Here is a 26,062-nt window from a genome sequence, read left to right on the forward strand (position 1 = left end):
CCACCGGCAAAGGACGGGCAAAGGCCTGGACGGCGTACACGAAGGCGAAGGGACAACGCGGACACATGAGCGCGTCAGGCGGCACCAGGGCGATCGTGGCGGCACTCGGCGCCAACCTCGCGATCGCGGCATCGAAGTTCGTTGCGTTCGCGTTCAGTGGCTCGTCCTCGATGCTCGCCGAGGGCGTCCACTCCCTCGCCGACTCCGGCAACCAGTTCCTGCTGCTGATCGGCGGCAAGAAGGCCCAGCGCGAGGCGACCCCGCAGCACCCCTTCGGCTACGGCCGCGAGCGGTACATCTACGCCTTCCTGGTGTCCATCGTCCTGTTCTCCATCGGTGGCATGTTCGCCATCTACGAGGGCTACACGAAGATTCGCCACCCGCACGAACTGGAGCACTGGTACTGGCCGGTGGGCGTCCTCACCTTCGCGATCATCGCCGAGGGCTACTCCTTCAAGACGGCCATCAAGGAGTCGAACGGACTGCGGGGCAGCCTGTCCTGGTCGCAGTTCATCCGCCGCGCCAAGGCGCCCGAGCTGCCCGTCGTCCTGTTGGAGGACTTCGGCGCCCTGATCGGTCTGGTCCTCGCCCTCGGCGGCGTCGGCCTGGCCCTGCTCACCGGCGACGGCGTCTGGGACGGCATCGGTACGGTCTGCATCGGCGTCCTGCTCGTCTCCATCGCCCTCGTCCTCGCCGCCGAGACCAAGTCGCTCCTGCTCGGCGAGGCCGCGGGCGTCGAGGACGTCAAGAAGATCGAGACGGCCGTCGTCGACGGCGACACGGTCACCGGCATCATCCACATGCGCACGCTCCACCTCGGCCCCGAGGAACTCCTGGTCGCCGCGAAGATCGCCGTGCAGCACGACGACACGGCCGCCGAGGTCGCCTCCGCCATCAACGCAGCCGAGGCCCGCATCCGCGCGGCGGTCCCCATCGCGCGCGTGATCTACCTCGAACCCGACATCTACAGCGAGGCCGAGGCCGTCAAGGGCCCGGACCGGGAGGCGACGCCCGGAGGCCCCGCCCCCCACCCGGCCGGCCACTGACAGCCTCGTCCCTGCCTCCACGAGCTTCTGCCCCCGGCCCCGATCGGCTCGATCTGTTCGGAGGTGGACTGGGGTGCTCGGCCCGGCCGGTGTAGCTTGGAGTGGAGCCAGACGTCGCTGCTGATGGCGGTCGGGCGGTCCCATCGCGGACCGACCGAGGGAGAGAGGGCCTCCGACGGACTGCGCTGCGCGTACGCGGGCATGCCTGTGTCCTCTTCTCGGGCACCCCTGTGTCCGCCGCCGCGCAGACCAGCCGTACCCACCTCGCCCCAACCCCGAGGAGCAGCTCGCAATGACGACTGTCGAAAACCGACAGGACTTCAAGGTCGCCGACCTCTCCCTGGCCGAGTTCGGCCGCAAGGAGATCACCCTCGCCGAGCACGAGATGCCCGGCCTGATGGCGATCCGCAAGGAGTACGCCGAGACCCAGCCGCTGGCCGGCGCCCGCGTCACCGGCTCCCTGCACATGACCGTGCAGACCGCCGTTCTCATCGAGACCCTGGCCGCCCTGGGCGCGCAGGTCCGCTGGGCCTCCTGCAACATCTTCTCCACCCAGGACCACGCGGCCGCCGCCATCGCCGTCGGCCCGAACGGCACGCCCGACAACCCGCAGGGCATCCCGGTCTTCGCCTGGAAGGGCGAGACGCTGGAGGAGTACTGGTGGTGCACCGAGCAGGCGCTGACCTGGCCGGACAGCCCCACCGGCGGCCCGAACATGATCCTCGACGACGGCGGTGACGCCACTCTCCTCGTCCACAAGGGCGTCGAGTACGAGAAGGCGGGCGCCGTCCCCGGCCTGGAGACCGCCGAGTCCGACGAGCACCGCGTCATCCTCCAGCTGCTGCACCGCACCCTGGGCGAGAACCCCCAGAAGTGGACCCAGCTGGCGTCCGAGATCCGGGGCGTGACCGAGGAGACCACCACCGGCGTCCACCGCCTGTACGAGATGCAGCGCGAGGGCTCCCTCCTGTTCCCGGCGATCAACGTCAACGACGCCGTCACCAAGTCGAAGTTCGACAACAAGTACGGCTGCCGCCACTCCCTGATCGACGGCATCAACCGCGCCACCGACGTCCTGATCGGCGGCAAGACGGCGGTCGTCTGCGGTTACGGCGACGTGGGCAAGGGCTGCGCGGAGTCGCTGCGCGGTCAGGGCGCCCGCGTGATCGTCACCGAGATCGACCCGATCTGCGCGCTGCAGGCGGCGATGGACGGCTACCAGGTCACGACGCTGGACGAGGTCGTCGACAAGGCCGACATCTTCATCACCACGACCGGCAACAAGGACATCATCATGGCCTCGGACATGGCCAAGATGAAGCACCAGGCCATCGTCGGCAACATCGGCCACTTCGACAACGAGATCGACATGGCCGGCCTCGCCAAGGTCCCCGGCATCGTCAAGGACGAGGTCAAGCCGCAGGTCCACACCTGGACCTTCCCGGACGGCAAGGTGATCATCGTGCTGTCCGAGGGCCGCCTGCTGAACCTGGGCAACGCCACCGGTCACCCGTCGTTCGTGATGTCCAACTCCTTCGCGGACCAGACCCTGGCCCAGATCGAGCTGTTCACGAAGCCCGACGAGTACCCGACCGGCGTGTACACGCTGCCCAAGCACCTCGACGAGAAGGTCGCCCGCCTCCACCTGGACTCGCTCGGCGTGAAGCTGACCACGCTCCGCCCCGAGCAGGCCGCGTACATCGGCGTGGAGGTCGAGGGCCCGTACAAGTCCGACCACTACCGCTACTGAGCACCACCTCCAGCACCACCTCCGAGGCAGGCCCCCGCACCCCCGTGTCGGGGGCCTGCCCCTTCGGTCCCGTGGCCCGTCGGCGGCCGGACCGGCTCGTCAAGATCCAGGACTCCCATGCCCCGCGGCCGTTATTCGCTCCACGATCCGCACGACCACACCCCCCTCGCTGAAGAGCACTTCCACTGCGCCCCCGGCCCCTCCGGCTGGCGTTACGTCTCCCAACTGACCACCCCCGCGGGCGACCACCGCGGCTCGGTCGACCTCACCCTCGACGAACTCGGCCGCCCCATCCGCCTGGAGCTCCACTCCGCCGAATGGCAGGTGCGCGGCGCCGCGCTGGACGGCGTCACCTGGGTCCGTACGGACTCCACCGGAGCTCACGCCACCGAAGGCAATGTGCGTGCCCACGCCTTCACCGGCACGTCCCCCGCCTTCCTCGTCGCCACCACCCGTCTCCTGCGCCTCAACCCTTCCGCCTCAGCAACCCGCGTACGCCTCGTCGCCTTCACGGACCCCGTCCTCGCCCCACGCACCGTGGACCAGTCCTGGACCTTGCTGAACAGAGAAGCACACGCCACTGACAACGGCCCTCTGACCGTGGACGAATACCAGGTCACAGCCCTGGACACGGGCGAGCAGCACGCTGTGCACATCGCGGGAGACGTGGTGCTCGCGGCGCCCGGGATCGAGCTGGAGAACCTCGAGTCACCGCCATCGACTTTCGTCTGAGACGACGGGCCTAGGCCGGCGGTACGAAACCGGTCGAACCGGTCCTCCCGGTCGCCTCCGTCGCAGGCTCGACGGGCGGCGGGTCCGCCGGCACGGCAGGCCGCGGCGCGTACGGCGACACGGCGGGCGGGGTCTCGTACGTCGGCGACACGGCGGGCTGGGGCTCGTGGGACGCCGTCGGGGCATGTCCCGCCACCGCCGCACCGTTGCCGAAGGCCCGCCTCACCTCGCGGGCCTGCCGCTCCTGCATGACGGCGGCGAGATAGGCCGTCGGCGGCACACCCTGCGGAACGGGAGTACCCGTACGAGCGGCCACATCGGACGCGAGCCGTTCCGCCATGGCCCAGCCCACCTGCGGGTCGAGCTGATGCATCCGGGTCAGATACTGACGCACCGCCAGCCACAGCCCGTCGGGAACCGCGGACAGATCGAGCTCCGAGAACCGTCCGGCCAGCCACGGCGGAGGCGGAGGCAGAAAACCGGTCCGTGCTGCTGGCACCCGTTCCCGTACGACGAGAGTCCCGGCGAAGAGGTCCCCGAGCCGCCGCCCGCGCGACGACACGAGCGACGCGATACAGGCGATGACACCGAACGTCATCAGGATCTCCACCACGCCGATCGCGCCACGGACCAGCGCATGCCGAAACCGGATCGGCCCGCCGTCGTCGCGCACCACCCGCAGCCCGCACGCCAGCTTCCCGAGGGACCGCCCGTGACTGAGCGTCTCGACCGCGATCGGCGCCCCCACCAGCAACAGGACGAAGGTCGCGATCGACACCGCGAACTGCGCCGCGTCGTCCAGCGAGGCCGTGGCGGCGACCAGCGCGATGGTCACGACGACGTACACGGCCACGGCCACCACCAGATCCAGCAACACCGCGAGCGCCCTGCTGGGCAGCCTCGCGGGGCGCAACTCCAGCGCCACCGCCTCGCCCGTCACCAGCTCACTCACGCCCGCCGCCCTTCCCTGGTCTGCCCTCGCAGCGGCCAGTCTGCCAAGCTGAGGGCGCATCGCGCCGCAGTACGACAAGCTGACATGAACGACGGGCCAGCGACGACAGCCGAGGAGCAGCCGAACCGATGGACCTCGACGTCTTCGTCACGACCCACCGGGCCGAATGGGACCGCCTCGACGCGCTCCTGGGACGTCAACGCCGCCTCACCGGCGCCGAGGCCGACGAACTCGTCTCGCTGTACCAGCGCACGGCGACTCATCTCTCCCTGATCCAGTCCAGCGCGCCTGACCCCCAGCTGACCGGACGACTGAGCCAACTCGTGGCACGCGCGCGTAGCGCGGTCACGGGAACCCGCCGCGCCTCCTGGAGAGACGTCACACGCTTTCTCACCCACGGTTTCCCGTCGGCCGTCTACAGGTCGCGCCGGTGGTGGGTGCCCACCGCCCTGCTGTCCACCCTTGTCTCCGTCCTCCTGGGCTGGTGGATCGGCACCCACCCCGACGTCCAGGCCACCATCGCGGCCCCCAACGACCTGCGGGAGCTCACGCGCTCCGGGGGCCAGTACGAGACGTACTACTCCAGCCACCCCGCGGCGTCCTTCGCCGCCCAGGTGTGGACGAACAACGCCTGGGCCGCCGCCCTGTGCCTCATCCTCGGTGTCTTCCTCGGCCTGCCGGTCCTCTGGCTCCTGTTCCAGAACATGCTCAACCTCGGCGTCGGCTTCGGCCTGATGTCGTCCGCCGGCCGGCTCGACACCTTCCTCGGTCTCGTCCTGCCGCACGGCCTGCTCGAACTGACCGCGGTCTTCGTCGCCGCCGGAACCGGGCTCCGCCTCGGCTGGACGCTGGTCGATCCGGGTCCCCGTTCCCGCCGCACGGCCTTGGCCGAGGAAGGCCGTGCCGCCATCGGCATGGCGATCGGCCTCGCCCTGGTCCTCTTCGTCTCCGGCGCCATCGAAGGCTTCGTCACCCCTTCCGGCCTGCCCACCTGGGCGCGTATCGGCATCGGAGTCGTCGCCGAGCTGACCTTCCTTGCCTACGTCTTCGTCCTGGGCGGCCGAGCGGCCCGCGCCGGGGAGACAGGCGACGTCGAGGCGGCCGAGCGAAGCGCCACGGTGCCTACGGCGGCCTGATGTGCATACGCGCCCGCTGAGCTGTTAGTCTCTTCCTCGCCCCACCGGAGCCGTTGACACGGGCCGGTCGGGGAGGTAGATTCGAACAGTTGCCTAGAACTGGATCTGATCCGGTCGGCAGCAGTGAGTGTCTGTCTGCTTCTCGGAACATCGATTTCGACGAAGCCACTCCCGATGAATCGGAAAATTAGAGGCCGGTCAGACCGGCTCGAAACTTCTGATAAAGTCGGATCCGCCGGAAAGGAAACCGCGAAACAAAAGCGGGAACCTGGAAAGCACCGAGGAAATCGGATCGGAAAAAGATCTGATAGAGTCGGAAACGCAAGACCGAAGGGAAGCGCCCGGAGGAAAGCCCGAGAGGGTGAGTACAAAGGAAGCGACCGTTCCTTGAGAACTCAACAGCGTGCCAAAAGTCAACGCCAGATATGTTGATACCCCGACACCGGGATTTCCTGGTGGCGAGGTTCCTTTGAAGAAAACACAGCGAGGACGCTGTGAACGGTCGGGCCTATTCCGCTCGACTGTTCCGCTCTCGTGGTGTTCATCCCGATTACGGGAAAACATTCACGGAGAGTTTGATCCTGGCTCAGGACGAACGCTGGCGGCGTGCTTAACACATGCAAGTCGAACGATGAACCACTTCGGTGGGGATTAGTGGCGAACGGGTGAGTAACACGTGGGCAATCTGCCCTTCACTCTGGGACAAGCCCTGGAAACGGGGTCTAATACCGGATAACACTCTCGCAGGCATCTGTGAGGGTTAAAAGCTCCGGCGGTGAAGGATGAGCCCGCGGCCTATCAGCTTGTTGGTGAGGTAATGGCTCACCAAGGCGACGACGGGTAGCCGGCCTGAGAGGGCGACCGGCCACACTGGGACTGAGACACGGCCCAGACTCCTACGGGAGGCAGCAGTGGGGAATATTGCACAATGGGCGAAAGCCTGATGCAGCGACGCCGCGTGAGGGATGACGGCCTTCGGGTTGTAAACCTCTTTCAGCAGGGAAGAAGCGAAAGTGACGGTACCTGCAGAAGAAGCGCCGGCTAACTACGTGCCAGCAGCCGCGGTAATACGTAGGGCGCAAGCGTTGTCCGGAATTATTGGGCGTAAAGAGCTCGTAGGCGGCTTGTCACGTCGATTGTGAAAGCCCGAGGCTTAACCTCGGGTCTGCAGTCGATACGGGCTAGCTAGAGTGTGGTAGGGGAGATCGGAATTCCTGGTGTAGCGGTGAAATGCGCAGATATCAGGAGGAACACCGGTGGCGAAGGCGGATCTCTGGGCCATTACTGACGCTGAGGAGCGAAAGCGTGGGGAGCGAACAGGATTAGATACCCTGGTAGTCCACGCCGTAAACGGTGGGAACTAGGTGTTGGCGACATTCCACGTCGTCGGTGCCGCAGCTAACGCATTAAGTTCCCCGCCTGGGGAGTACGGCCGCAAGGCTAAAACTCAAAGGAATTGACGGGGGCCCGCACAAGCGGCGGAGCATGTGGCTTAATTCGACGCAACGCGAAGAACCTTACCAAGGCTTGACATACACCGGAAACGTCCAGAGATGGGCGCCCCCTTGTGGTCGGTGTACAGGTGGTGCATGGCTGTCGTCAGCTCGTGTCGTGAGATGTTGGGTTAAGTCCCGCAACGAGCGCAACCCTTGTCCCGTGTTGCCAGCAGGCCCTTGTGGTGCTGGGGACTCACGGGAGACCGCCGGGGTCAACTCGGAGGAAGGTGGGGACGACGTCAAGTCATCATGCCCCTTATGTCTTGGGCTGCACACGTGCTACAATGGCCGGTACAATGAGCTGCGATACCGTGAGGTGGAGCGAATCTCAAAAAGCCGGTCTCAGTTCGGATTGGGGTCTGCAACTCGACCCCATGAAGTCGGAGTCGCTAGTAATCGCAGATCAGCATTGCTGCGGTGAATACGTTCCCGGGCCTTGTACACACCGCCCGTCACGTCACGAAAGTCGGTAACACCCGAAGCCGGTGGCCCAACCCCTTGTGGGAGGGAGCTGTCGAAGGTGGGACTGGCGATTGGGACGAAGTCGTAACAAGGTAGCCGTACCGGAAGGTGCGGCTGGATCACCTCCTTTCTAAGGAGCACTTCTTACCGAGTTCGCTCGGTCAGAGGCCAGTACATCGGCGAACGTCTGATGCTGGTTGCTCATGGGTGGAACGTTGACTATTCGGCCGGGTTCTGGGTCGGAGGCTGCTAGTACTGCTCGCAAGAGCGTGGAACGCATGATCTCCGGGCGGGAGCCGGCCGGGCACGCTGTTGGGTGTCTGAGGGAATGGTTTTTCCTCAGTCGCCGGCCCCAGTGAACTTGTTCTTCGGAGCAGGGTGATGGGTGGCTGGTCGTTGTTTGAGAACTGCACAGTGGACGCGAGCATCTGTGGCCAAGTTTTTAAGGGCGCACGGTGGATGCCTTGGCACCAGGAACCGATGAAGGACGTGGGAGGCCACGATAGGCCCCGGGGAGTCGTCAACCAGGCTTTGATCCGGGGGTGTCCGAATGGGGAAACCCGGCAGTCGTCATGGGCTGTCACCCTTGCCTGAACACATAGGGCAAGTGGAGGGAACGCGGGGAAGTGAAACATCTCAGTACCCGCAGGAAGAGAAAACAACCGTGATTCCGGGAGTAGTGGCGAGCGAAACCGGATGAGGCCAAACCTACGACGTGTGAGACCCGGCAGGGGTTGCGTCGTGGGGGTTGTGGGATCTCTCTTCTGTCGTCTGCCGGCGGCAGGACGAGTCAGAAACCGTTGATGTAGGCGAAGGACATGCGAAAGGTCCGGCGTAGAGGGTAAGACCCCCGTAGTCGAAACGTCAGCGGCTCGTTTGAGAGACACCCAAGTAGCACGGGGCCCGAGAAATCCCGTGTGAATCTGGCGGGACCACCCGCTAAGCCTAAATATTCCCTGGTGACCGATAGCGGATAGTACCGTGAGGGAATGGTGAAAAGTACCGCGGGAGCGGAGTGAAATAGTACCTGAAACCGTGTGCCTACAAGCCGTGGGAGCGTCGGGATCTTCGGATCCTCGTGACTGCGTGCCTTTTGAAGAATGAGCCTGCGAGTTTGCGGTGTGTTGCGAGGTTAACCCGGGTGGGGTAGCCGTAGCGAAAGCGAGTCCGAACAGGGCGCTTTTAGTAGCACGCTCAAGACCCGAAGCGGAGTGATCTAGCCATGGGCAGGTTGAAGCGGAGGTAAGACTTCGTGGAGGACCGAACCCACCAGGGTTGAAAACCTGGGGGATGACCTGTGGTTAGGGGTGAAAGGCCAATCAAACTCCGTGATAGCTGGTTCTCCCCGAAATGCATTTAGGTGCAGCGTCGTGTGTTTCTTGCCGGAGGTAGAGCACTGGATAGGCGATGGGCCCTACCGGGTTACTGACCTTAGCCAAACTCCGAATGCCGGTAAGTGAGAGCACGGCAGTGAGACTGTGGGGGATAAGCTCCATGGTCGAGAGGGAAACAGCCCAGAGCATCGACTAAGGCCCCTAAGCGTACGCTAAGTGGGAAAGGATGTGGAGTCGCAGAGACAACCAGGAGGTTGGCTTAGAAGCAGCCACCCTTGAAAGAGTGCGTAATAGCTCACTGGTCTAGTGATTCCGCGCCGACAATGTAGCGGGGCTCAAGCGTACCGCCGAAGTCGTGTCATTGCAGCATGAGGGCCAACGCCCGCTGTGATGGGTAGGGGAGCGTCGTCTGCCGGGTGAAGCAGCACCGGAAGGTAGTTGTGGACGGTTGACGAGTGAGAATGCAGGCATGAGTAGCGATACAAACGTGAGAAACGTTTGCGCCGATTGACTAAGGGTTCCTGGGTCAAGCTGATCTGCCCAGGGTAAGTCGGGACCTAAGGCGAGGCCGACAGGCGTAGTCGATGGATAACCGGTTGATATTCCGGTACCCGCTGTGAAGCGTCAAACATTGAATCCAGTGATGCTAAGCCCGTGAAGCCGCCGGCTGAGTCTTCGGACGAGGTCGGAGTGGTGGAGCCGGTGACCCGAGCTGGTAGTAGGTGAGTGATGGGGTGACGCAGGAAGGTAGTCCATCCCGGGCGGTGGTTGTCCCGGGGTAAGGGTGTAGGACGAGTGGTAGGCAAATCCGCCGCTCATGTGTCTGAGACCTGATGCCGAGCCGATTGTGGTGAAGTGGATGATCCTATGCTGTCGAGAAAAGCCTCTAGCGAGTTTCATGGCGGCCCGTACCCTAAACCGACTCAGGTGGTCAGGTAGAGAATACCGAGGCGTTCGGGTGAACTATGGTTAAGGAACTCGGCAAAATGCCCCCGTAACTTCGGGAGAAGGGGGGCCACACCTGGTGAGAACACTTGCTGTTCGAGCTGGGGGTGGCCGCAGAGACCAGCGAGAAGCGACTGTTTACTAAAAACACAGGTCCGTGCGAAGCCGTAAGGCGATGTATACGGACTGACGCCTGCCCGGTGCTGGAACGTTAAGGGGACCGGTTAGCTCCATTTCGGTGGGGCGAAGCTGAGAACTTAAGCGCCAGTAAACGGCGGTGGTAACTATAACCATCCTAAGGTAGCGAAATTCCTTGTCGGGTAAGTTCCGACCTGCACGAATGGCGTAACGACTTCTCGACTGTCTCAACCATAGGCCCGGTGAAATTGCACTACGAGTAAAGATGCTCGTTTCGCGCAGCAGGACGGAAAGACCCCGGGACCTTTACTACAGTTTGATATTGGTGTTCGGTTCGGCTTGTGTAGGATAGCTGGGAGACTTTGAAACGCGGACGCCAGTTCGCGGTGAGTCGTCGTTGAAATACCAGTCTGGTCGTGCTGGATGTCTAACCTGGGTCCGTGATCCGGATCAGGGACAGTGTCTGATGGGTAGTTTAACTGGGGCGGTTGCCTCCTAAAGAGTAACGGAGGCGCCCAAAGGTTCCCTCAGCCTGGTTGGCAATCAGGTGTTGAGTGTAAGTGCACAAGGGAGCTTGACTGTGAGACCGACGGGTCGAGCAGGGACGAAAGTCGGGACTAGTGATCCGGCGGTGGCTTGTGGAAGCGCCGTCGCTCAACGGATAAAAGGTACCCCGGGGATAACAGGCTGATCTTCCCCAAGAGTCCATATCGACGGGATGGTTTGGCACCTCGATGTCGGCTCGTCGCATCCTGGGGCTGGAGTCGGTCCCAAGGGTTGGGCTGTTCGCCCATTAAAGCGGTACGCGAGCTGGGTTTAGAACGTCGTGAGACAGTTCGGTCCCTATCCGCTGTGCGCGTAGGAGTCTTGAGAAGGGCTGTCCCTAGTACGAGAGGACCGGGACGGACGAACCTCTGGTGTGCCAGTTGTCCTGCCAAGGGCATGGCTGGTTGGCTACGTTCGGGAGGGATAACCGCTGAAAGCATCTAAGCGGGAAGCCTGCTTCGAGATGAGGACTCCCACCCACTTGATGGGGTAAGGCTCCCAGTAGACGACTGGGTTGATAGGCCGGATCTGGAAGCACGGTAACGTGTGGAGGTGACCGGTACTAATAGGCCGAGGGCTTGTCCTCAGTTGCTCGCGTCCACTGTGTTAGTTCTGAGGCAACGACCGTGTCTTTTTCCGGTCCAACTTCATAGTGTTTCGGTGGTTATAGCGTGAGGGAAACGCCCGGTTACATTCCGAACCCGGAAGCTAAGCCTTACAGCGCCGATGGTACTGCAGGGGGGACCCTGTGGGAGAGTAGGACGCCGCCGAACAAATTTTGAGAAAACCCCCGGCCGGGGATACCGGTCCGGGGGTTTTCTGCGTTCCGGGGTAAACGAAATCCGCTCTGTTCAGGGGGTGCTCCATGCTGGAGAACCCCCTGAACTACAAACGGCCTGCGGTCTTGAGGGCTAGGTACGCGTCCGCCAGCGCCGGGGCCAGTTCGTCCGGCGTCTCGTCGACGACGGTGACGCCATGCCGGCGGAGCTGTTCCGCCGTGCGGTGGCGTTCGCTCTGGGCCTGGGCGGCGGCAGCGGCATCGTAGACCGCGTCCGTGTTTCCACGTGCTGTCGCCATGCGTGCGATGTAGGGGTCCGCCACGGACGCCACGAGGACCGTGTGTCGCTGGGTGAGTTGGGAGAGCACGGGGAGCAGGCCCTCCTCCACAGGGGCCGCGTCGAGACTGGTGAGCAGGACGATCAGAGAGCGGCGAGGGGCCGTACGGAGGGCTGTGGCTGTGAGGCCGCGCGCGTCCAGTTCGACCAGCTCGGGTTCGAGCGTCGCCATGGCGTTCACCAGGGAGGGGAGGACGTCCCGGACGGTGCGGCCCTGGACGACGGCCCGGACCCGGCGGTCGTATGCCAGCAGGTCCACGCGGTCGCCGGCCCGGGATGCGAGAGCTGCCAGGAGCAGAGCCGCGTCCATGGAGGCGTCGAGTCGCGGGACGTCGCCCACGCGGCCTGCCGCCGTGCGGCCCGTGTCGAGGACGAGAAGGATGTGGCGGTCGCGCTCCGGGCGCCATGTGCGTACGGCGACCGCGGACTGGCGGGCTGTCGCACGCCAGTCGATGGAGCGGGTGTCGTCGCCGGGGACGTATTCGCGAAGGCTGTCGAATTCCGTTCCTTCGCCGCGGATGAGCACGCTGGTGCGGCCGTCCAGTTCCCGTAGGCGGGCCAGTTTGGACGGAAGGTGCTTTCGGCTGGTGAAGGGCGGTAGGACGCGGACCGTCCAGGGGACTTTGTGGGTGCCCTGGCGGGTGACCAGGCCGAGGGGGCCGTAGGAACGGATCGTCACGCGGTCTGCCTGACGGTCGCCGCGGCGGGTCGGGCGCAGGCGGGTGGTGATGCGGCGGCGCTCGCCCGCGGGGACCGTCAAGCGGTGGCGGGATGCCTCGACCTCGGTGCCGGGCTGCCAGCTGCTCGGCGGCCAGGCGTCGCGCAGGCGTGCCCGGAGCAGGCGACGGGACGGGTTGGTGACCGTGAGGGTGACGTCGGCGGACTCGCCCAGGCGCACGTTGGTGTCGCCGGAGCGGGTCAGGCCGAGTCGTCGTACCGGTGCTGCCAGGGCGAAGTCGCAGGCGCAGGCCACTGCCAGCGGGGCGTTCACCGCGAGGATGCCCGTCCAGCCGGGGTCCCAGATGCCTACGGGGACGGAGCCGAGTGCCGCGAGGAGTGCGGTGCGTCCGGTGAGGGCCATCAGCGGGGGACGGGGACGTGGGCGAGGATCGCGTTGATGACGGAGTCGGCCGTCACGCCTTCCATCTCGGCCTCGGGGCGCAGTTGCAGGCGGTGGCGGAGAGTCGGGAGGGCGAGTGCCTTGACGTCGTCGGGGATGACGTAGTCCCGGCCCGTCAGCCATGCCCACGCGCGTGAGGTGGCCAGGAGGGCCGTGGCGCCGCGCGGGGAGACGCCCAGGGTGAGGGAGGGGGACTCGCGTGTGGTGCGGCAGATGTCGACGACGTAGGCGGTGATCTCCGGGGAGATCGTCGTCTTGGCGACCGCGGCGCGGGCCGCCTCCAGGTCGGCGGGGCCGGCGACGGGGCGTACGCCGGCGGCGCGCAGGTCGCGTGGGTTGAAGCCCTCGGCGTGGCGGGTGAGGACGTCGATCTCGTCCTGCCGGGAGGGGAGCGGGATCGTCAGCTTGAGGAGGAAACGGTCCAGCTGGGCTTCGGGGAGGGGGTACGTGCCCTCGTACTCGACCGGGTTCTGGGTCGCGGCGACCAGGAACGGGTCCGGGAGCGGGCGGGGGGTGCCGTCGACCGTGACCTGGCGTTCCTCCATGGCCTCCAGCAGGGAGGACTGGGTCTTCGGCGGGGTGCGGTTGATCTCGTCGGCGAGGAGGAGGTTGGTGAAGACCGGGCCGGGCTGGAAGGAGAACTCGGCGGTGCGGGTGTCGTAGACGAGGGAGCCCGTCACGTCGCTCGGCATGAGGTCGGGGGTGAACTGGACGCGCTTGGTGTCGAGTTCGAGTGCGGATGCGAGGGCGCGGACGAGCAACGTTTTGGCGACTCCAGGTACTCCTTCAAGTAGCACATGTCCGCGGCAGAGGAGGGCGACGACGAGGCCGGTCACGGCGGGGTCCTGGCCGACCACGGCTTTGGCGATCTCGGCGCGCAAGGCCTCCAGGGAAGCTCGGGCCTTGCCCGGGTCCCCGGTGATCCCGGCGTTGTCAGTGGTCGGGTCCATCATGGACGGCGTACCTCTCTTTCGAGGGCGTCGAGTTGGTCGGCGAGAGAGATGAGGGCCGCGTCGTCGCTGGGCGGCGGGCCGAAGAGGAGCGAGTGCAGGGACTGTCCGTCGCCGCGCAGGTGGGCGGACAGGGCGGGGAGCAGGGTCTCGGGCGTGTGCGCCTGGGAGACGGGGACGCCTACGAGGGGGGCGAGGCGGGTGCGCGAGGTGGAGCGAAGAGCGGCGGCCGCGCGGTCGCGGGCGTTGGCCTTGCGGTAGAGGCGGGCGCGGCCTTCGACGGTTTCGGAGGCGCGGATCGCCACGGGGAGTCTTTCGGGCACGAGGGGGCCGAGCCGGCGTGCCCGCCAGAGGGCGGCGAGGGCTGCCGCGATGAACAGCTGCAGGGTGCCCCAGAGCCAGCCGGAGGGGAGCAGGTCCAGGAAGCTCTTCTCGCCGCCGTCGGTGGCGGAGGAGTCGGAGAGCGAGGGGAGGTACCAGACCAGATGGGGGCGGGAGCCGAGGAGTTGGAGGGCGAGCGAGGCGTTGCCCTGCTTGTCGAGACGGTCGTTCAAGAGGATGTCGGGCGCGCCGAGGACGATGGTGTCGCCGTCTCCGGAGGTCTGGGGAATGCGCAGGAGGGTGGCCAGGCGCTCGCTGGGGTAGCACTTGGCGGCGTCGAGGTGGGTGGTGGTGTAGCGGATGCCGCCGGTGTCGGCGCTGCCGGCGCGCTGGGCGGCGGGCAGTCCGCAGTCGGGGGCGAGCGTGGAGTCGAAGCTGGTGGCGGGGTCGGCCGTCACGCCGGGGACGAGTCTCTCGACGGAGGAGCTGCCGGGTGCGACCAGGACGGTTCGGCCGCCGGAGTCGGCGGTCGCGGCGTGCAGCGCGGTCTGTTGACGCTGCGTCAACCGGTCCGGGACGGCGACGAGGAGAGTGGTGTCCGGGGAGGCCGCGGCGCGCGCACCGGTCAGCGTGGTCACCACGCGCGTGGTGACGCCGTGGTCGGCGAGGATCTCGGCGACCGCGCGGCTGCCGTAGGGGTCGACCGAGCGCGGGTCGAGTTCGCCGTGCCGGACGTCGGAGCGGACCACGGCGATGACGACGGCCGCGGCCAGGATGAGGATCACGGCGAGGGCGATGCCTCGCGCGCGGGTCCACACCTGGCGGGCGGTGGGCGAGACCGAGGTGGAGGGGAGCGTGGTGGCCTCGGCGGTCATCCGTCCTCTCCCTGGCGGGTGTGGTGCGCGGTGCCGAGGGTGCTGCTCGCGAGCTGCGGCTTGGCGCGTTCGAGGTCGCGGTCGAGTTCGGCGATGCGGCTGTACGACATCTCGCTCGCCCTGCGGCCGCCGTACGTGACGTCGTCGAAGTCCCGGGCCGCCGTGCGCAGTCGGTCGGTGTGGGAGGGCAGGGCGCGGCCCGCTTCGGCGGCGGCCTCGTCGGCGGTGCGGCCGGGGCGGACGTCGAGGAGTGCGCGTTCCTCGAGGGAGCGGACGATGGCGCGCATGCGTTCCTGGACGGCCTGGTTCCAGTGGCCCTGGGCGGCGTGTGCCTCGGCGGCCGCGCGGTGTTCCGCGGCGCTGCGGGGGCGGTCGTCGAACAGGGCGGCGGAGGAGATGGGTTGGCGGCCCGGGGTGCCCAGGCGCCACCACAGCGCGCCCAGGACCAGGAGGACGGCCACGACGATGACCACCAGGCCGAGCGCGCCTCCGGGCGTCGCGGCGGCCGCCGAGCCGAAGAGCTTGTCGATCCAGTCCCAGAAGGCGTTGAGGGCGCGCTGGAAGAGGCTGGGGTCGTTCTCGTGGTACATGCGCTTGGACAGCTCGCGCCGGGCCGCTTCCCGCGCGGGGTCGCGCGGGATGGTCACCGGTGGCTCGGCGCCGGAGCGTGCCGACGACAGCAGGGATGTGTCGCCGGCACGCAGCAGGGCTCGTACGGTCGATCCGGCGGCGCGCGGCAGGGCCGGCGTCGTGGTGAGAACTCCCCCCGTCGAGCTCACCGCATCAGCTCCCCGAGCCGGTGCCGGTGCCGTACCCCTGGACGCCGGCGGCGCGGGCCAGGTCGAGGTCGAGGGCCTCGCGGCGGATGCGCTGGTCGATGTAGAGCAGCACGGTGACGCCGGCCGTGATCGGGAACGTGATCATGGAGCCGATCACCGAGCCGATCCCGCTGATGATCAGGAACGTCCAGCCGACGTGGCCCCCGTTGTTGAGGAAGCCGACGATGCCGTCGCCGCCGACCGCCGCGCCGATGAAGGTGAAGGGGATGACCACGATCGAGGCGACGATGTTCGCGATGACCGTGGCGAGCAGCTGGATGCCGAAGATCCGCCACCAGGAGCCGCGGACCAGCTTCACGGAGCGGCTCATCGACTTGATGATGCTCTGCTTCTCCAGCATCAGCGCCGGGGAGGCGAGCGAGAAGCGGATCATCAGCCACAGGGCGACGACGCCCGCGCCGAGACCGCCCAGCACGGCCAGCGCGGCGCCCGCGGTGCCCGAGCCGGCAAGGGCCACGATGATGCCGGGAAGCGCGCCGCCGAAGACGATGCCGAACGTGATGAGCATCAGCAGGAAGATCAGGCCGAACAGCTTGAGCACCTGCGGGCGGGCGTCGCGCCAGGCCTCGCCGATGGCGACGGGCTTGCCGAGTACCGCCCGGCTGGTGACCGTCGTGAGCAGGGCGGTCGCCGTGATCGTGCCGATCAGGGAGATCAGGAAGACCACGGCGGTGTTCGCCATGGTGTCGCCCATGGCGCGGGTGACCTCGCTGAGGCTGGCGCTCGGATCGCTCAGGGTGTCCGCGGTGGCGTTGTCGTTGAGGGCGAAGCCCTGCAGCAGGATGACGGCGATCTCGGTGACGACCGCGACGGTCAGCGAGATGCCGAGGACCGTGCGCCAGTAGGTGCGCATGGTGGAGACCGCGCCGTCGAGGATCTCGCCGACGCCGAGCGGTCGGAGCGGGATCACGCCGGGCTTGGCCGCGGGGGGAGGACCGCCCCAGGCGCCACCCCAACCGCCGCTCCAGCCGCCGGGGGAACCGTAGCCGCCGTAACCCCCTTGGCCGCCTTGACCGCCGCTGCCGCCGGGAGGCCGGCCGCCCCAGCCGGGGCCGGGCGGTGGGGGCGGCGGGGTCTGGCCCGGGCTCGCCGGTCCGGTGGGCGCGGACCACTGGCCGGCGGGAGGCTGCTCCTTGGACCACTTCACGCCCTGGTCCTGCGCGTCGGTGCCCGACTGGCCGGCGGAATCCGTCGTGCCGGGTCGATCGTGGGGCTCGGCAGGGCCGGAGGCGCCGGGTTCCTGTCCGTCGGACGGGGCAGATCCGGGCGAGGCCCAGCCCGGAGTGTCTTTCATCGTCGCTCCTTCACGGTGCCCGTCCGCGGTCGCGGCGGCAGGTTGGCTGCCATCGTGCCATGGTGCGGTCGCCCTGGTACCGGCCGCGGTAGGGGCTGCACACCTTCAATTGTCTGCGGGAAAAGGGGCAGACTGACGGCATGGCTGATCAGTACGCGCATTACGGCGAGGACAGCAAACCGACCGAGACCCCGGCGATCCGTTGGGAGGAGCCACCCGAGGGCCCCGTGGTGGTGCTTCTCGACCAGACAAGGCTGCCGGCCGAGGAGGTCGAGCTGGTCTGTACGGACGCGTCCGCGCTGGTGGAGGCGATCCGGTCGCTCGCCGTGCGCGGGGCGCCGCTGCTCGGCATCGCGGGGGCGTACGGCGTCGCGCTCGCCGCCGTACGCGGCTTCGACGTGGACGACGCCGCGAACGCGCTGGCGGGAGCTCGGCCGACCGCCGTGAACCTCGGCGTCGGGGTGCGCAGGGCGCAGGACGCCCACCGGGCGGAGTACGCGAGGAGCGGCGATCCCGAGCAGGCCGCGGCGGCGGCGCTGACCGCGGCGCGGGCACTGCACGAGGAGGACGCCGAGGCCAGCGCGCGGATGGCCGAGCGGGGTCTGGCGCTGCTCGACGAGCTGCTGCCCGGGGGCGGGTACCGGATCCTCACGCACTGCAACACCGGTGCGCTGGTGTCGGGCGGTGAGGGGACGGCGTTCGCCGTGGCACTCGCGGCCCACCGGACGGGCCAGTTGCGACGGCTCTGGGTCGACGAGACGCGTCCGTTGCTGCAAGGCGCTCGCCTGACGGCGTACGAGGCGGCGCGCAACGGGATGGCGTACACCTTGCTCACGGACAACGCGGCGGGCTCGCTGTTCGCCGCCGGTGAGGTGGACGCGGTGCTGATCGGGGCCGACCGCATCGCGGCCGACGGCTCGGTGGCGAACAAAGTGGGGAGCTATCCGCTCGCGGTGCTCGCGCGGTACCACCATGTGCCGTTCATCGTGGTGGCACCGACGACGACGATCGATCTGGACACTCCCGACGGGGCGTCCATCGAGGTGGAGCAGCGTCCCGGACATGAGGTGACCGAGCTCACAGCGCCACAGGTGCCGACGATGGGAGCGGAGGCGGGTGGCGGGATTCCGGTGGCTCCTCTGGGAACTCAGGCGTACAACCCGGCGTTCGACGTGACGCCGCCCGAGCTGGTCACCGCGATCGTCACCGAGGAGGGCGCCGTGTCGCCAGTGACCGCCGAGGCTCTCGCGGCCCTGTGCGCGGGGTCCCGTCCGGTGTCGATGTAGCCCAGGAGGCGACGTCGCCCCGACCGGAACGGAGGCGCTGTCCCGATGGCGTCGGCGTGGTGGTGTCGCTACTCCGCCTACTCTGGGTAGCGACATACGTCGCCGACACCGACGTCACGGGACAGGGGCAGACAGTGACGCCCGGATACGACTATCGTCACGGGCCAGTGACGCTGCTCACCTGCACCTTCGCCACCGTTATGAGAATGGGATGATGTCGTTTATGAAGGGACGAGTCCTTGTCGTCGACGACGACACCGCACTTGCCGAGATGCTCGGCATCGTGCTGCGTGGTGAAGGTTTTGAGCCGTCTTTCGTAGCCGACGGCGACAAGGCGCTGGCCGCGTTCCGGGAGAGCAAGCCCGATCTGGTGCTGCTCGACCTGATGCTGCCCGGGCGGGACGGCATCGAGGTATGCCGTCTGATCAGGGCCGAGTCGGGTGTGCCGATCGTGATGCTCACGGCCAAGAGCGACACCGTCGACGTGGTGGTCGGGCTGGAGTCGGGGGCTGACGACTACATCGTCAAGCCTTTCAAGCCGAAGGAGCTCGTGGCCCGGATCAGGGCGCGGCTCAGGAGGTCCGAGGAGCCGGCGCCGGAGCAGTTGGCCATCGGGGACCTGGTGATCGACGTGGCCGGTCACTCCGTGAAGCGGGACGGGCAGTCGATCGCGCTGACGCCGCTGGAGTTCGACCTGCTGGTCGCGCTGGCCCGCAAGCCCTGGCAGGTGTTCACGCGTGAGGTGCTGCTCGAGCAGGTGTGGGGATACCGGCACGCCGCTGACACCCGGCTTGTGAATGTTCACGTGCAGCGGCTGCGTTCCAAGGTCGAGAAGGACCCGGAGCGGCCGGAGATCGTGGTGACCGTCCGTGGCGTGGGGTACAAGGCAGGACCGAGCTGACATGACCGGTGACAGTGCCGCTTCGGCGTCCGGGTCGGCAGGGGCCCGCGCGGGGCGGCCTGTCGGCCGGAAGACGGCGGGCTCTCGTTGGGGGCGCCTGCTGGAGGGCGGGCTGCTGCAGGGCGGCGTCCAGGGCAGCCCCGTGCTGCGGCTGTTCATACGCTGGGTGCGGCGGCCGCTGCTGCCCGTCATGCGGCTGTGGCGGCGCAACATCCAGCTCAAGGTCGTCGCCACCACCCTGCTGATGTCGCTGGGCGTGGTGCTGCTGCTCGGCTTCGTGGTGATCGGACAGGTCCGCAACGGGCTGCTGGACGCCAAGGTGAAGGCCTCGCAGAGCCAGGCCGCCGGCGGATTCGCGGTGGCCAAGCAGCGGGCCGACGAGGCCGCGGCAGGCACCGGCGACGACGGCACGGCCGGGGACGGACGCTCCGCGCAGAGCCTCATCCCCTGGATGAGCAACCTCGTGTTGTCGCTGTCCAGCGGTGGGCAGGGCGCCTTCGACGTGGTGACGCTGCCCGCCGGCGACGACAGCGGCGGCGGCCGCGGACCGCGGGCCTCCGGCTACGTCGACCCCTCCGCCAGCGTGCCCGAGGACCTGCGCGCGCGGATCAACGACAACCCGACGGCCGCCCAGAGCTACACCCGCATCGTCTACAGCAACAACAAGGAGTCCCAGCCGGCGCTGGTCATCGGCAAGCAGGTCAACGACCCGAACGGCGACCCGTACCAGCTCTACTACCTCTTCCCGCTCACGCAGGAGGAGAAGTCGCTCAGCCTGGTCAAGGGCACGCTCGCGACCGCCGGGCTGTTCGTCGTGGTGCTGCTCGGGGCCATCGCGTGGCTCGTGGTGCGGCAGGTCGTCACGCCCGTGCGGATGGCGGCCGGCATCGCCGAGCGGCTGTCCGCGGGGCGGCTGCAGGAACGTATGAAGGTCACCGGCGAGGACGACATCGCGCGGCTGGGCGAGGCGTTCAACAAGATGGCGCAGAACCTGCAGCTGAAGATCCAGCAGCTGGAGGACCTGTCGCGGATGCAGCGGCGGTTCGTGTCGGACGTGTCGCACGAGCTGCGGACCCCGCTGACGACCGTACGGATGGCCGCGGACGTCATCCACGAGGCGCGCGAGGACTTCGATCCGGTGACCGCGCGGTCGGCGGAGCTGCTCGCCGACCAGCTGGACCGGTTCGAGTCGCTGCTCGCCGATCTGCTGGAGATCAGCCGGTTCGACGCCGGCGCGGCGGCACTGGAGGCGGAGCCGATAGACCTGCGGGAGGTCGTGCGCAGGGTCGTCAGCGGCGCCGAGCCGCTCGCCGAGCGCAAGAAGACGACGATACGGGTCGTCGGCGACCAGCAGCCCGTCGTCGCGGAGGCGGACACCCGCCGGGTGGAGCGGGTGCTGCGCAACCTCGTCGTCAACGCCGTGGAGCACGGCGAGGGCAAGGACGTCGTCGTCAAGCTCGCCGCGGCGGGCGGGGCGGTCGCCGTCGCGGTGCGCGACTACGGCGTCGGACTCAAGCCCGGCGAGGCCACGCGCGTGTTCAGCCGCTTCTGGCGGGCCGACCCGGCACGCGCGCGTACCACCGGCGGTACGGGTCTGGGGCTGTCGATCGCCCTGGAGGACGCCCGGCTGCACGGCGGCTGGCTGCAGGCGTGGGGCGAGCCGGGCGGCGGGTCGCAGTTCCGGCTGACGCTGCCGCGGACCGCGGACGAACCGCTGCGGGGCTCGCCGATACCGCTGGAGCCGAAGGACTCGCGCCGCAACCGCGGACTCGACGACGCCGGTCTGCCGCGCGGAGGGGCCGAGAAGGCCGCCACCGTGCCCGTACAGGCCGCGGGAGACCAGATACCGGCGATAACCCCGAGGTGGAACGGCGTGACCGCCACGGCCGACCCCACGGCGTTGCCGGGCAACGGCGCGCGCGTGGTGCCGCGGCCCGCCTCGGGCGCACGACAGCAGGACGACATGCCCCCCACGGAGGGGGCACGGAATGAGGCCCCGAGCCGCCCGGACGCCGGGCCGGAGGACTCGAAGAAGCAGGGGGAGGCATTCCGTGGGCGCTGAACGCGAGGGGGGCGCCCGGCGCAGACCGCTGCGCGCGATGGCGTACGGCGCCCTGGGCGTCGCAGTGCTGGCCGGGTGCGCGTCGATGCCCGACAGCGGCGATCTGCGCGGGGTCGACTCCACGCCGCAGCAGGACACCCAGGTGCGGGTCTTCGCCATGCCGCCGCAGGACAACGCTCAGCCCCAGGAGATCGTGTCGGGCTTCCTGGAGGCGCTGACCAGCGACGATCCGAGCTACTCGACGGCGCGGCAGTATCTGACCGGTGCGGCGTCGCGGACCTGGCAGCCGGAGCTGTCCACGACGGTCCTCGCGGACGGGCCGGGCACCGACCGCCCCAACCGCCGCTCGGACGTCGGGGACGCCTCCGACGAGCTGTCGTACACGCTGAACGGCACCAGGGTCGCCAGGGTGGACACGCAGCAGTCGTACTCGCCGGACAGCGGGCCCTATGCGGCGCTGGTGCATCTCGTGAAGGACAAGAAGACCCAGCAGTGGCGCATCGACCGGCTGCCGCAGGGCGTCGTCATGGGGAAGTCGGACTTCCAGCGCAACTACATGTCCGTCAACAAGTACTTCTTCGCCGTCGACGCCGCCGCGGGGGCCTCGCACCCGACGGCGGTGGCGGACCCGGTGTTCGTACGCCGGCGGGTGGACCCCACGACGCAGATGGTGCGTTCGCTGCTCAACGGCCCCACGCACTGGCTCGACCAGGTGGTGCGGACGAGTTTCCCCACCGGATCGGCGCTGCAGAAGGGTGTCACCTCGCTGACGCCGGACGACCAGAACACACTGACCGTGCCGCTGAACAAGAACGCGGCCAAGGTCGGGCCGGCCCGGTGCAACGAGATGGCGGCCCAGCTGCTGTTCACGGTGCAGAACTTCGCCCCCGCGGTGGACCAGATCTCCCTGCGGTCCGGCAACAGGCGGCTGTGCTCGCTCAACGAGGACCAGAGCGGTGACGTCGCCGCGCGGGGCTCGGCGCAGACGCCCGGCTACCTGTACTTCGTCGAGGGCAAGAGCCGACTGGTGCGGATCGCCGCGGGCAGCCGGGGTCCCAAGGCCGAGCCGGTGCCCGTGCCCGGGCCGCTGGGCGACAACGACAAGGAGCTGCGGTCGGTCGCCGTGTCGCGCGACGAGCGCTCCGCGGCGGCGGTCGGCGCCGACGGCAGCCGGCTGTACGTCGCGTCGCTGGTGTCGGACGACCCGCTCGGCAACCCCGTGCTGACGAGCCACGGCCCCACGAGCGGCGACCGGCTGACCGCGCCGAGCTGGGACGCGCAGGGCGACCTCTGGGTGGCCGACCGCGACCCCGACAACGCCCGGCTGCTGGTGCTCCAGCACGGCGGGGGCGATCCGCTGGAGGTGAAGACGCCCGAGCTGGACGGCCGGATCGAGGACGTCCGGGTGGCCGCCGACGGAGTGCGGGTCGCGCTGGTCGTGGCCAAGGGCACCAAGAAGTCCCTGATGATCGGGCGGATCGAGCGCGGCACGGACGGCGGCAAGCCCACGGTCTCGGTGCTCGAACCGCGGCCCGCGGCACCGGAGTTGGAGGACGTGACGGCCATGTCGTGGGCCGGCGACAGCCGGCTCGTGGTGGTCGGGCGCGAGCACGGCGGCGTGCAGACCATGCGGTACGTCCAGGTCGACGGCTCCACACCGGAAGGACCCGCGCCCGCGGCCCTCACCGGCGTCAAGGAGATCACCGCGGCCGAGTCCGACGACGGGTTGCCGCTGGTGGCGTACTCGGAGGACGGGATCGTGCGGTTGCCCTCCGGCGGGCAGTGGCAGAAGCTGGTCACGGACGGGTCGGCGCCCGTCTATCCGGGCTGAACCGGCCGCTGCCGCGCCGGGCGGGCAGGCAGCCGTGAGTTGTCCACAGGGTGTTGTCCACAGGGCTGGCAGGGTCGTCCGGGCGTGGGCACAGTGGACGGCATGCGGGGGTGGTGGCAGGACCTCACCGACCTGGTGCTGCCGGCCGAGTGCGCAGGCTGCGGGAGGTCTCGCACGGTGCTCTGCCCGGCGTGCCGTGCCGCTCTGAGCGGAGCCGGGCCGAGCCGGGTGCGCCCCGTGCCCGAGCCGGACGGGCTGCCCGTGGTGCACGCGGCCGCCCGGTACGCGGACGAGGTACGGGCCGTGCTGCTGGCCCACAAGGAACGGGGCGCCCTGGCCCTGGCGGCACCCCTGGGCGCGGCTCTGGCGGGGGCTGTGCGGGCGGGGCTGCGGCAGGCACGGAACGGCGGCGCGGGTACTCCGGTGCTGCTCGTCCCGGTGCCGTCCGCGCGGGCGGCGGTGCGGGCACGGGGACACGATCCGGCCAGGAGGATCGCGCTGGCCGCGGCGGGGGAGCTGCGGCGGGACGGGCTGCCCGCGCGGGTGGCCGGGGTGCTGCGGCAGCGGCGTCCCGTGGCCGACCAGGCGGGGCTCAACTCCGGCCAGCGGCTGCGGAATCTGGCGGGTGCGCTGGCCGTGGCGCCGGGTGGTGCGCGCCTGCTGCGCGAGGGCCGGGTGGTGCTCGTCGACGACCTGATGACGACCGGTGCCTCCCTGGCGGAGGCGGCGCGTGCCGTACGGGCTGCGGGGCCGATTTCGTACGACCGAGCGACAACGGCCGTGTATACGGCCGTGACTCGGGAAGGCAGAGGAGAACGGGCGGCCGGACCGGTGGAGCGGGAAGCCGGACGGACGCCCGGCGTGCCGGGAACGGCGGGCACGGCAGGCGTGGACGACGTCATCCACGCGGCCGTGGTCGCCGCGCCGCCGGATTCTTTCGAAATAAACCGGAACTGACCGCTGACTTGCATCGTTGCAGGTAATGAGAGGGTCAATTCACCTGAACGGAGGTACGCCGCAGTAGAGGGTGACGACATCCGTCCGGGCGAGATATGTTCGGTTGTGAGGGAAAGGCGCAGGCCACACCTCTCACGGACGAATGCCGTGCTGCGGGTTTTCAACTATCACCCGTGGTGGTGGAGTGGAGATCTTGCCCGCGGGGGAGGAGGTGGAAGTCACCGAGTCCGAGGTTCCGGAGCACCGGAACCTGGTGCAAAAGGGAGATGCTCCGCAGCGAGGCGGAGCGATCCGGGAACGGAGTTCTGCGTGGACATCGTCGTCAAGGGCCGCAAGACCGAGGTGCCCGAGCGGTTCCGGAAGCACGTGGCCGAGAAGCTGAAGCTGGAGAAGATCCAGAAGCTCGATGGCAAGGTGATCAGCCTCGACGTCGAGGTGTCCAAGGAGCCCAACCCGCGACAGGCCGACCGCTGTGACCGAGTGGAGATCACGCTCCGCTCCCGCGGTCCGGTGATCCGGGCGGAGGCAGCGGCAAGCGATCCGTACGCGGCGCTCGATCTGGCGGCGGAGAAGCTGGACGCCCGGCTGCGCAAGCAGCACGACAAGCGGTTCTCACGCCGTGGTGCGCGCAGGATCTCGGCAGCGGAGGTCCCCGACCACGTCCCGGGCGCGGCCACGCTCAACGGCAACGGCCACGCTGTTCGGGAGGAAGAGCCGGACGGCGTACCCACGAAGAAGATCGGCTCGCTGGAAGTGAAGGGCGAAGGCCCCCTCGTCGTTCGCGAGAAGACCCACGTCGCCTCCCCGATGACCCTCGACCAGGCCCTCTACGAGATGGAACTGGTCGGACACGACTTCTACCTCTTCGTCGACTCCGAGACGAAGGAACCGAGCGTCGTCTACCGACGGCACGCCTACGACTACGGCGTCATCCACCTCAGCACCGACCCGATGGTCGCCCAGGCGCACTCTCCCGCGCCCGGCGGCACGCTGGGCGGCTGACCCACGCGTCCGACAGCCGATCCGGTGCCCCTGGAGCGCCTGTGCGCCCCCAGGGGCACCGGCGTGCGACCACTTCGCGCCCCGCTCTGTCACCGCGTTGTCGGCCGGGCATGGAATCATGGCCGCAATGGCCCAACCGGTGGGCCGTTGCCTTGGGTTGGCGTTGGCACAGCACCACAGGCCACAGCCTTCAGGGGGAGGAACGATGGCGGACAGCTTCGGACCGATGCGTGACGAGGATGCCGACGGCGGCGTCGTCGGCATGGGCCCGGATGCGGGCTCTCCACGCAAGGAGCCGATCAGAGTCCTTGTCGTGGACGACCACGCCCTCTTCCGCCGTGGCCTGGAGATCGTGCTCGCGGCCGAGGAGGACATCCAGGTCGTCGGGGAGGCCGGGGACGGTGCCGAGGCCGTCGACAAGGCCGCCGACCTGCTGCCCGACATCGTCCTGATGGACGTGCGGATGCCCAAGCGGGGCGGCATCGAGGCGTGCACCTCCATCAAGGAGGTCGCACCCAGCGCCAAGATCATCATGCTGACGATCAGCGACGAGGAGGCCGACCTCTACGACGCGATCAAGGCGGGCGCGACCGGTTACCTGCTGAAGGAGATCTCCACCGACGAGGTGGCCACGGCCATCCGCGCCGTCGCCGACGGGCAGTCGCAGATCAGTCCTTCGATGGCGTCGAAACTCCTCACCGAGTTCAAGTCGATGATCCAGCGGACCGACGAGCGCCGGCTGGTGCCGGCGCCGCGTCTGACCGACCGTGAGCTTGAGGTCCTCAAGCTCGTCGCCACGGGGATGAACAACCGGGACATCGCCAAGGAGTTGTTCATCTCCGAGAACACCGTGAAGAACCATGTGCGCAACATCCTGGAGAAGCTGCAGCTGCACTCCAGGATGGAGGCGGTGGTCTACGCGATGCGGGAGAAGATCCTCGAGATCCGCTGAGGCGGCCGCTGGTCGCGGTC

General features: G+C 68.2%; 17 protein-coding genes and 3 rRNA genes. 14 read left to right on the forward strand and 6 right to left on the reverse strand.

The genetic code is table 11. The features are described 5' to 3' along the window. Nucleotides 1-65: 65 nt before the first annotated feature. The 3 genes from ACQF4J_RS27295 to ACQF4J_RS27305 all read left to right on the forward strand — a co-directional run bounded on the left by ACQF4J_RS27295 (nucleotide 66) and on the right by ACQF4J_RS27305 (nucleotide 3,528). Nucleotides 66-1,046: a cation diffusion facilitator family transporter gene (locus ACQF4J_RS27295; RefSeq protein WP_351565495.1), complete on the forward strand. Its 981-nt coding sequence runs from the start codon at nucleotides 66-68 to the stop codon at nucleotides 1,044-1,046. Nucleotides 1,047-1,338: 292 nt separating this feature from the next. Continuing rightward, nucleotides 1,339-2,796, forward strand: coding sequence for an adenosylhomocysteinase (gene ahcY / locus ACQF4J_RS27300; RefSeq protein ID WP_351565498.1), 1,458 nt, complete (start codon nucleotides 1,339-1,341; stop codon nucleotides 2,794-2,796). A gap of 117 nt (nucleotides 2,797-2,913) precedes the next feature. Then, complete coding sequence (locus ACQF4J_RS27305) at nucleotides 2,914-3,528, forward strand: hypothetical protein (RefSeq protein ID WP_351805879.1); 615 nt, start codon at nucleotides 2,914-2,916, stop codon at nucleotides 3,526-3,528. 10 nt (nucleotides 3,529-3,538) lie between these two features. Here the strand turns inward: ACQF4J_RS27305 and ACQF4J_RS27310 are convergent, their stop codons facing one another. Then, on the reverse strand, nucleotides 3,539-4,480 hold the full coding sequence (locus tag ACQF4J_RS27310; protein WP_351805877.1) for an RDD family protein: 942 nt from the start codon (nucleotides 4,478-4,480) through the stop codon (nucleotides 3,539-3,541). 128 nt (nucleotides 4,481-4,608) lie between these two features. Between ACQF4J_RS27310 and ACQF4J_RS27315 the strand changes: the two genes are divergently transcribed. The 4 genes from ACQF4J_RS27315 to rrf all read left to right on the forward strand — a co-directional run bounded on the left by ACQF4J_RS27315 (nucleotide 4,609) and on the right by rrf (nucleotide 11,310). Continuing rightward, nucleotides 4,609-5,616: a stage II sporulation protein M gene (locus tag ACQF4J_RS27315; RefSeq protein ID WP_427166984.1), complete on the forward strand. Its 1,008-nt coding sequence runs from the start codon at nucleotides 4,609-4,611 to the stop codon at nucleotides 5,614-5,616. A gap of 563 nt (nucleotides 5,617-6,179) precedes the next feature. Beyond that, nucleotides 6,180-7,704: ribosomal RNA gene (locus ACQF4J_RS27320) — 16S ribosomal RNA — on the forward strand. A 302-nt stretch (nucleotides 7,705-8,006) separates the two neighbouring features. Beyond that, nucleotides 8,007-11,123: ribosomal RNA gene (locus ACQF4J_RS27325) — 23S ribosomal RNA — on the forward strand. Nucleotides 11,124-11,193: 70 nt separating this feature from the next. Beyond that, nucleotides 11,194-11,310, forward strand: a 5S ribosomal RNA gene (gene rrf / locus ACQF4J_RS27330). The 16S, 23S and 5S rRNA genes sit together here, the layout of an rRNA operon. Nucleotides 11,311-11,422: 112 nt before the next feature. On the opposite strand, the gene ACQF4J_RS27335 is transcribed toward rrf, so the two are convergent. From ACQF4J_RS27335 to ACQF4J_RS27355, 5 genes are read right to left on the reverse strand one after another with little or no spacing between them, the layout of a single operon-like run. Next, entirely contained in the window at nucleotides 11,423-12,733 is a 1,311-nt protein-coding gene (locus ACQF4J_RS27335) for a DUF58 domain-containing protein (protein ID WP_427166986.1), read from the reverse strand. Next, the gene (locus ACQF4J_RS27340) at nucleotides 12,733-13,722 is read right to left on the reverse strand and encodes an AAA family ATPase (protein ID WP_351800454.1); all 990 of its coding nucleotides are present in this window, start codon (nucleotides 13,720-13,722) and stop codon (nucleotides 12,733-12,735) included. Before ACQF4J_RS27340 ends, ACQF4J_RS27335 begins: the two co-directional genes overlap by 1 nt. After that, nucleotides 13,722-14,918 carry a DUF4350 domain-containing protein gene (locus tag ACQF4J_RS27345; RefSeq protein ID WP_427166988.1) on the reverse strand — a complete coding sequence of 399 codons (1,197 nt, stop codon included), beginning with the start codon at nucleotides 14,916-14,918 and terminating at the stop codon, nucleotides 13,722-13,724. The genes ACQF4J_RS27340 and ACQF4J_RS27345 overlap by 1 nt, the downstream gene beginning before the upstream one ends. Beyond that, entirely contained in the window at nucleotides 14,915-15,697 is a 783-nt protein-coding gene (locus tag ACQF4J_RS27350; RefSeq protein WP_351570766.1) for a DUF4129 domain-containing protein, read from the reverse strand. Before ACQF4J_RS27350 ends, ACQF4J_RS27345 begins: the two co-directional genes overlap by 4 nt. Before the next feature lie 4 nt (nucleotides 15,698-15,701). Beyond that, entirely contained in the window at nucleotides 15,702-17,051 is a 1,350-nt protein-coding gene (locus ACQF4J_RS27355; protein WP_427166992.1) for a hypothetical protein, read from the reverse strand. A gap of 140 nt (nucleotides 17,052-17,191) precedes the next feature. Between ACQF4J_RS27355 and mtnA the strand changes: the two genes are divergently transcribed. The 7 genes from mtnA (at nucleotide 17,192) to ACQF4J_RS27390 (ending at nucleotide 26,042) form a co-directional block, all read left to right on the forward strand. Then, the gene (mtnA, locus tag ACQF4J_RS27360) at nucleotides 17,192-18,337 is read left to right on the forward strand and encodes an S-methyl-5-thioribose-1-phosphate isomerase (protein ID WP_351570760.1); all 1,146 of its coding nucleotides are present in this window, start codon (nucleotides 17,192-17,194) and stop codon (nucleotides 18,335-18,337) included. Nucleotides 18,338-18,548: 211 nt separating this feature from the next. Continuing rightward, nucleotides 18,549-19,238: a two-component system response regulator MtrA gene (mtrA, locus tag ACQF4J_RS27365; RefSeq protein ID WP_187284748.1), complete on the forward strand. Its 690-nt coding sequence runs from the start codon at nucleotides 18,549-18,551 to the stop codon at nucleotides 19,236-19,238. 1 nt (nucleotide 19,239) lies between these two features. Then, on the forward strand, nucleotides 19,240-21,300 hold the full coding sequence (mtrB, locus tag ACQF4J_RS27370; RefSeq protein WP_351570757.1) for an MtrAB system histidine kinase MtrB: 2,061 nt from the start codon (nucleotides 19,240-19,242) through the stop codon (nucleotides 21,298-21,300). Beyond that, complete coding sequence (locus tag ACQF4J_RS27375; RefSeq protein ID WP_351570754.1) at nucleotides 21,290-23,131, forward strand: LpqB family beta-propeller domain-containing protein; 1,842 nt, start codon at nucleotides 21,290-21,292, stop codon at nucleotides 23,129-23,131. The genes mtrB and ACQF4J_RS27375 overlap by 11 nt, the downstream gene beginning before the upstream one ends. A gap of 102 nt (nucleotides 23,132-23,233) precedes the next feature. Beyond that, nucleotides 23,234-24,088: a ComF family protein gene (locus tag ACQF4J_RS27380; RefSeq protein ID WP_427168624.1), complete on the forward strand. Its 855-nt coding sequence runs from the start codon at nucleotides 23,234-23,236 to the stop codon at nucleotides 24,086-24,088. A 309-nt stretch (nucleotides 24,089-24,397) separates the two neighbouring features. Further along, nucleotides 24,398-25,090 carry a ribosome hibernation-promoting factor, HPF/YfiA family gene (hpf, locus tag ACQF4J_RS27385; RefSeq protein ID WP_427166995.1) on the forward strand — a complete coding sequence of 231 codons (693 nt, stop codon included), beginning with the start codon at nucleotides 24,398-24,400 and terminating at the stop codon, nucleotides 25,088-25,090. Nucleotides 25,091-25,295: 205 nt separating this feature from the next. After that, nucleotides 25,296-26,042 carry a response regulator gene (locus ACQF4J_RS27390; RefSeq protein ID WP_030943352.1) on the forward strand — a complete coding sequence of 249 codons (747 nt, stop codon included), beginning with the start codon at nucleotides 25,296-25,298 and terminating at the stop codon, nucleotides 26,040-26,042. Nucleotides 26,043-26,062: the final 20 nt, after the last annotated feature.

It is taken from the genome of Streptomyces sp. C1-1 (genome assembly GCF_050214755.1).
In the GTDB taxonomy this organism is placed as follows: domain Bacteria; phylum Actinomycetota; class Actinomycetes; order Streptomycetales; family Streptomycetaceae; genus Streptomyces.

Bases quoted from the DNA above. Each gene is read 5' to 3' on its own strand.
- ACQF4J_RS27345 (WP_427166988.1), bottom strand. From the start codon at position 14,918: ATGACCGCCGAGGCCACCACGCTCCCCTCCACCTCGGTCTCGCCCACC.
- ACQF4J_RS27340 (WP_351800454.1), bottom strand. From the start codon at position 13,722: ATGGACCCGACCACTGACAACGCCGGGATCACCGGGGACCCGGGCAAG.
- ACQF4J_RS27335 (WP_427166986.1), bottom strand. From the start codon at position 12,733: ATGGCCCTCACCGGACGCACCGCACTCCTCGCGGCACTCGGCTCCGTC.
- ACQF4J_RS27355 (WP_427166992.1), bottom strand. From the start codon at position 17,051: ATGAAAGACACTCCGGGCTGGGCCTCGCCCGGATCTGCCCCGTCCGAC.
- ACQF4J_RS27295 (WP_351565495.1), top strand. From the start codon at position 66: ATGAGCGCGTCAGGCGGCACCAGGGCGATCGTGGCGGCACTCGGCGCC.
- ACQF4J_RS27315 (WP_427166984.1), top strand. From the start codon at position 4,609: ATGGACCTCGACGTCTTCGTCACGACCCACCGGGCCGAATGGGACCGC.
- mtnA (WP_351570760.1), top strand. From the start codon at position 17,192: ATGGCTGATCAGTACGCGCATTACGGCGAGGACAGCAAACCGACCGAG.
- ACQF4J_RS27380 (WP_427168624.1), top strand. From the start codon at position 23,234: ATGCGGGGGTGGTGGCAGGACCTCACCGACCTGGTGCTGCCGGCCGAG.
- ACQF4J_RS27390 (WP_030943352.1), top strand. From the start codon at position 25,296: ATGGCGGACAGCTTCGGACCGATGCGTGACGAGGATGCCGACGGCGGC.
- mtrB (WP_351570757.1), top strand. From the start codon at position 19,240: ATGACCGGTGACAGTGCCGCTTCGGCGTCCGGGTCGGCAGGGGCCCGC.
- mtrA (WP_187284748.1), top strand. From the start codon at position 18,549: ATGATGTCGTTTATGAAGGGACGAGTCCTTGTCGTCGACGACGACACC.
- ACQF4J_RS27305 (WP_351805879.1), top strand. From the start codon at position 2,914: ATGCCCCGCGGCCGTTATTCGCTCCACGATCCGCACGACCACACCCCC.
- ahcY (WP_351565498.1), top strand. From the start codon at position 1,339: ATGACGACTGTCGAAAACCGACAGGACTTCAAGGTCGCCGACCTCTCC.